General features: G+C 48.5%; 6 protein-coding genes. All 6 read right to left on the bottom strand.

The genetic code is table 11. From position 1 onward, the window contains the following. Positions 1 to 1256 (bottom strand): valine--tRNA ligase (gene valS / locus B4H10_RS09780; RefSeq protein ID WP_292018744.1); only part of this gene is annotated, 1256 nt, incomplete at its 3' end. Between the two features lie 310 nt (positions 1257 to 1566). Then, entirely contained in the window at positions 1567 to 2391 is an 825-nt protein-coding gene (nudC, locus tag B4H10_RS09775; protein ID WP_292018743.1) for an NAD(+) diphosphatase, read from the bottom strand. A 79-nt stretch (positions 2392 to 2470) separates the two neighbouring features. Then, positions 2471 to 3394 carry a homoserine kinase gene (gene thrB, locus B4H10_RS09770; protein ID WP_075581443.1) on the bottom strand — a complete coding sequence of 308 codons (924 nt, stop codon included), beginning with the start codon at positions 3392 to 3394 and terminating at the stop codon, positions 2471 to 2473. Positions 3395 to 3405: 11 nt separating this feature from the next. Beyond that, positions 3406 to 4692, bottom strand: a complete 1287-nt coding sequence (locus tag B4H10_RS09765) for a homoserine dehydrogenase (protein ID WP_292018742.1) — start codon at positions 4690 to 4692, stop codon at positions 3406 to 3408. 11 nt (positions 4693 to 4703) lie between these two features. After that, positions 4704 to 5153, bottom strand: coding sequence for an ACT domain-containing protein (locus tag B4H10_RS09760; RefSeq protein WP_059075573.1), 450 nt, complete (start codon positions 5151 to 5153; stop codon positions 4704 to 4706). Next, entirely contained in the window at positions 5150 to 6079 is a 930-nt protein-coding gene (locus B4H10_RS09755) for an NAD-dependent epimerase/dehydratase family protein (RefSeq protein WP_075581444.1), read from the bottom strand. Before B4H10_RS09755 ends, B4H10_RS09760 begins: the two co-directional genes overlap by 4 nt. Between the last annotated feature and the right edge of the window lie 7 nt (positions 6080 to 6086).

Below are 6086 nucleotides of genomic sequence, written 5' to 3'. Positions count from 1 at the left end.
GGAATCTGATGGCCCCACCAGAGCTGGCGGCTGATGCACCAGTCATGAACATTTTCCATCCAGTGATTGTATGTCTTGCTGAACCGTTCAGGAATGAACCGCGTCTTTCCTTCAGCGACGGCATCGATAGCGGCTTTGGTCAGTGGTCCCATCTTGACAAACCACTGTTTCGTCGAAAACGGTTCGACAATCGTCTTGCAGCGGGAGCAATGACCGACAGAGTGGGTCAGCGGTTCAATGTGATCGAGGAGGCCCAGTTCCTGCAAGTCAGCAACAACGGCTTTGCGGCATTCTTCCCGGGTCATACCATCGTATTTAGCTCCGGCTTTATCGTTCATCGTGCCATCGAGATTCATGATCATGATTGATTCGAGGTGATGGCGTTCGCCCATGGCAAAGTCATTGGGGTCGTGGGCCGGTGTAATTTTTACGGCACCCGTACCAAAACCGATATCAACATAATCATCGGCAATGACTTCGACTTCGCGGTTTACCAGCGGTACGATGACTTTTTTGCCGACGTATTTTTTCATGCGGTCGTCTTCCGGGTTGACGGCAACGGCCGTATCGCCCATAATCGTTTCCGGACGGGTCGTGGCAATCATGATGTAATCATCTTCACCGACGACAGGATATTTGACATACCAGAGGCTGCCCTGAACATCCGAATGGTCTACTTCGATATCAGACAATGCCGTATTGCAATGAGGGCACCAGTTGGTGATACGCTGTCCCTGGTAAATGAGGCCTTTTTCATATAAGGTGCAGAATACTTCACGAACGGCACGGGCACATACGGGATCCATCGTGAAGCGTTTGCGGCTCCAGTCACAGGATGAACCGAGACGGCGTACCTGTTTTTCAATGCGGCTGCCATATTTTTCTTTCCAGGCCCAGACCCGTTTCAGGAATTCTTCACGGCCGATATCATAGCGCGTCTTTCCTTCTTCTTTGGCCAGCTGCTGTTCTACTTTGACCTGGGTAGCAATGCCGGCATGGTCTGTTCCAGGGATCCAGGCAACATTGTAGCCTTCCATGCGTTTGAAACGGACGAGGATATCCTGCAACGTATTATCCAGTGCGTGGCCCATGTGAAGCTGCCCCGTAACATTAGGCGGTGGCATGACGATGCTGAATGGCTTTTTGCTCTTATCGGCATCCTGATGAAAATAGCCATTTTTTTCCCAGAAATCATACCAGGACATTTCAATGTCATTCGGTGAATAAGCTCCTAATTCTTCCTTATTCCATTTCATTTGTCTGTTCCCTCCAAAAAGTAAATAAAAAAAGCGCTCTTTCGTCCACTCTTAGGACGAAAGGCGCTTAGTTCTTCCGCGGTACCACCTAAATTGCCGCTCCACGCGGCCTCTTTATAAAACAGATAACGCCTGTCAGACGGGCAGGCCTTTCCTCCTGCCGGCTCACGGGTGACCCGCGATACTCTCTGCCAATGCTCTTTCACCTGTACGGCATCTCTCTGACGCAGATACAAACCGCTTCTTCCGCTCATCGCTTTTATGTTGGTAATAATTGTAGCAACTTTACCCATACCTGTCAAGGGATTTACTATACCTTTCCCTCTTTGAACAAGGTCATCATTTCCATGGTCAGGCTGACCTTTTCTACATCTTCCGGTACTTCATCCCGACTGATCCAGCGGGCAGTTGCCAGTTCTTCGTGATCTACACGCAGCGTATCTTCTCCGTCAAGGTCGCAGAAAAATCCGAACAGGAGCGTGTCGGTGAAACACCAGGGCTGGCTTTTATAGAACCGCAGATTTTTGACGCGGATTCCCACTTCCTCCATGACTTCCCGGTGAACTGTCTCCTCGATGGTTTCTCCAATTTCAGCAAATCCTGCGATGAGAGCCATATTCGTATATTCCCGGCCGGCATAGGTCGATACGAGGATCTTATTTTCATGGCGGACGGCCACGATGACCGCCGGATTGATACGGGGATAATTCATAATACCGCAGGATGGGCAATACAACATCCGCTCTTTTTTGCTATGCTGCAACGGCTGCCCGCAGCATCCGCATAACTGATGATGGCGGTACCATCCGGCCAGTGACAGACCGGTGACAGAAGCAAATGCCAGGTGCCGTGGTGCCGCATACCGCATATAGTGGATAGGCACATAGGCATATCCTTCTGGAGCTGGCAGAGTACGCCGGGCCAGGAAAAACTGCCTGTCGTCGATGGCAAACAGCCAGATAAAATTATCGGCCTTCCAGCCGGAAAAATCAGAAGCTGCCGGCAGAGTAAAGCTGTTTCCATCCTGCCGTATGAGAACACTTTTTTTATCATAGGACAAGATAAGGGCATTTTCTTCTATGAGAGCAGGCGTAAATTCGTTGTGATACGTATGGGGATGGATATCCTGAATCATATAAACTCCTTACAATGGAAATGAGGCTGTCCGGTGGCAGCCTCTCTCCGTTTTATACTTTAATTTACAAATCTGAATATTATTTCGGTATATCTACATAAGTAGCACCCTGATTATCCGCTTTGAGAATATGACCAAAAGATTGGATGCCATACCCGGCAAAAGTAGAAATCATCGCCTCTTCTACCTCTCTTTCCCGTCCGGTTGCAAATGCGATGAGTGTCGAGCCGGAACCACTGATGGTAGAACCCAGGGCACCGGCAGCGATAGCCGCATCCAGTACGTCCTGGCCGTGGGGAATCAGCTGGATCCGATAGGGAACATGGAGCTTATCCTGCAGGCTGTATTTTAGATAGTCATACCGTTTCGTAAAGAAGGAGGACAAAAGGAAACTGACCCGGCTGACATTAAAAACAGCACTTTTATAGTCAATCGTATCGGGCAGCGCCTGTCTCGCTTCTTCTGTAGAAACTTCAATTTCCGGACTGACCGTGATAAAAGACAAATCATCTTCTACAGGCACTGAATTGGTGATAGCTTTGTCATGGACAATGATAGACGATGTCAGTCCTCCATATGTTGCAGGCGCCACGTTATCGGGATGGCCTTCCATCGAATTGGCAATGATCAGTATATCTTCTTTGGTCAATTTCCGCCCTGTCAGGGCATCTCCTGCCATGATTCCGCCGACGAGGGCTGCCGAGCTGCTTCCCAGCCCGCGTGCCGGCGGGATGCGGTTAATCAGCGTCAGATGACCGGCCGGCAGCGGCTGTCCATTCCGTTTTGCCACGTATGCCATGGCTTCCGATACCAGATTTTCTGCGGGATCGGTCGGGATTTCATTCTGACCCATACCCTTGATTTCGATGGTTATCGCTTCCGCTCCCGGCCGTTCTTCAAACAGTATTTCATTATACAGGGTCAGAGCGATGCCGACGGCATCAAACCCGGAACCCATATTGGCCGATGTGGCCGGAATTTTTACATGTACTTTCTTGGTCATAAACAGCACCTCTAAATTTCAATGACTCTGATTGCATTGGCAACGCGGCGGACGCAGGAAAGAGATGTCACCTTTTTCAGTGAATCCCGCACCAGCCCATCGGCTGATGCATCGATAAGAATTACAATTTCGGCAATTTCCTTCGTTTCATCTTTCTGGATTAGAGAACGGATACTAATACGATTTTCAGCAAATATGCCAGAGATACTGGACAAGACGCCCGGTGCATTATCGACGATCATGCGCAGATAATAAGGAGCGCGGATAGAGCGTGGATCCGTCAGTTTCGTGTCATGCCAGACATATTTCCGTTTTCCTGTCACGGTAAGGTTAAAATGAAGAATGACATTCATGACATCGCTGACAACCGCACTGGCAGTCGGAAAAGCACCGGCTCCCTGTCCGTAAAACATGACATCACCGACGCAGTTGCCCCGTACATATACTGCATTATAGGCTCCGCCGACATTGGCCAGCGGATGGCTTCTGGGTATAAAGGCGGGGTGGACATTGAGGGAAATCCCATCGTCGTTCTGCTGTGCAATAGCCAGCAGTTTAACGACATAGCCCATTTCCGATGCATGTTCAATATCCTCATGGGTGATTTTCTCAATGCCTTCGACAGAGACATCGCGGAAAGTAACGGCAGAATGGAATCCCAATGTTGCCAGAATAGCGATTTTCCGGGCCGCATCATATCCACTGACATCATTAGTCGGATCGGCTTCGGCATACCCTTTTTCCTGGGCTTCCTTAAGAGCGGTTTCATAGGACAGGCCCCGTTCCGTCATATTAGTCAGGATATAGTTTGTCGTTCCATTCATGATGCCGATGATGCGTTCGATACGATTACTGTTGAGCGACGAATACATGGGACGGATAACGGGGATGCCGCCGGCTACACTGGCTTCAAACTGGAAATCGACATTGTTTTCCTGACTGAGTTTCAAAAGAGGAATCCCATAATCAGCAATTAGGTCCTTATTGGCACTGACTACGCTCTTCCCGCGCTTAAAGCACTGTTCGATGCATTCTTTTGCAAAATCAGCACTTCCCATAACTTCCACTACGATTTCTATTTCATCATCATTGATAATATCGTTGAAATCGGTAGTAAGAGCAATGGTATCCGGCAAATCCATCTGTTCATATTTCGGTAAATCACGGATGAGTATCCGTTTAATGCTGATATGCGTCTCCAGCTGTTCCTCAATGAGCTGGCCGTTGCGGCTCAATAAATCGACAACGCCTTTACCAACGGTACCGCAGCCTAACAATGCAATTGCAACGTGTTTCATACAGCCCCTCCTTAGGCCTGCCCGATGATATCGACTTTGCTGACTCCCGGCAGTTTATCTAATTTTTTCATTAATTCATCGGCAGAAATATTCATGTTCTTCGTTTCAATGGAAATACTGACATCAGCCATTCCCTGCAGGGGAATCCCCTGATTGATAGTCAGGATGCTGCCGTTGCTGGCTGCGACTGTATGCAGCACCTGGGAAAGTTCGCCCGGTTTATCAAAGATCAGAAGCGATAAGGTAACAATTTTTCCCTGTGTTACGTCGTGGAAAGGGAAAACATAATCTTTATATTTATAGTACGCACTGCGGCTTAAATCCATCATCTTTACCGCTTCATTGATGGTACGGCTCTGATGGTGCTTTAAGATTTCTTTGACGCGGATTGTCTTTTTAATAGCTTCTGGCAGGATATCTTCCCGGACCAGATAGAAGTTATGGTTCGTGTCCTTTTTCATCGTTCATCCCTCCCTAAAAAATAAGAAAACGTCGTCATCAATCCTGGCAGAAGTTTTGTCTTCGGCCGCCAGTTCAGTGTCTGCACAGCCTTTCCATTATCGAGTACGGACCGGTAAATATCGCCGTGCCGTGCGTCTTCATAGATTACGTCAGACCGTATCTGGGCAAAATACATCAATATTTCTTTCAAGGCATTGATGGTCGTTTCGATTTTCGTACTGATATTGTAAATGCCGCTGGGAACGCCGGCATCCATGGCAGCCATGCTGGCAGCCGCCGCATCCTTGACGTAAATAAAATCCCGTGACTGATTCCCATCGCCATAGATGGTCATAGCAGTTCCCGAGGCCAATGCCCGGGAAAACAGACTGACTACACCGGCTTCCCGGCTGCTTTCCTGCCGTTCGCCATACACATTGGCGTAGCGAAGGACGGCATACGGAAGGCCATACATACGGTAATACAAAGCGGCATATACTTCTCCTGCCGCCTTGGTCAGTCCGTAAAAAGATTGTGGCTGTACCGGTATCGTTTCATCAGCCAGTCCTGTTTCCTGATTTCCGTATACAGCGGCTGATGAAGAAAGAAGTATTTTCTTTACGTCATGTCTGCAGCAGTGTTCTAACACATTAATCAGTCCCAGTACATTGACATCGGCATCTTCCCGGGGATGGAGCATGGAATAAGATACCTGCGTCTGGGCAGCTTCATGAAACACTACATCAAAAACCGTTCCGGCAAACAGACGGTCCAGGGCTTCCGTATCACGGATGTCTCCCTGACAGAACCGGGCTGCTTTGTGGATATACTCTTTCCTTCCACTGTTCAGATTATCAAATACCGTTACATCATGACCGGCTTCTATTAAGGTGTCAACGAGGTGTGAACCGATGAAACCGGCACCGCCTGTAACCAATATATTCAATACATAC

The sequence above is a fragment of the Megasphaera sp. UBA4382 genome (genome assembly GCF_002391155.1).
Classification (GTDB): domain Bacteria; phylum Bacillota; class Negativicutes; order Veillonellales; family Megasphaeraceae; genus Megasphaera; species Megasphaera hexanoica.
The sequence above is the reverse complement of the archived record's forward strand: the minus strand, read 5'-3'. Positions and strand labels throughout refer to the sequence as shown.

What these genes read in the sequence shown, in the direction of transcription:
- nudC (WP_292018743.1), bottom strand. Translation starts at nt 2,391, where the DNA reads ATGATTCAGGATATCCATCCCCATACGTATCACAACGAATTTACGCCT.
- thrB (WP_075581443.1), bottom strand. Translation starts at nt 3,394, where the DNA reads ATGACCAAGAAAGTACATGTAAAAATTCCGGCCACATCGGCCAATATG.
- B4H10_RS09765 (WP_292018742.1), bottom strand. Translation starts at nt 4,692, where the DNA reads ATGAAACACGTTGCAATTGCATTGTTAGGCTGCGGTACCGTTGGTAAA.
- B4H10_RS09760 (WP_059075573.1), bottom strand. Translation starts at nt 5,153, where the DNA reads ATGAAAAAGGACACGAACCATAACTTCTATCTGGTCCGGGAAGATATC.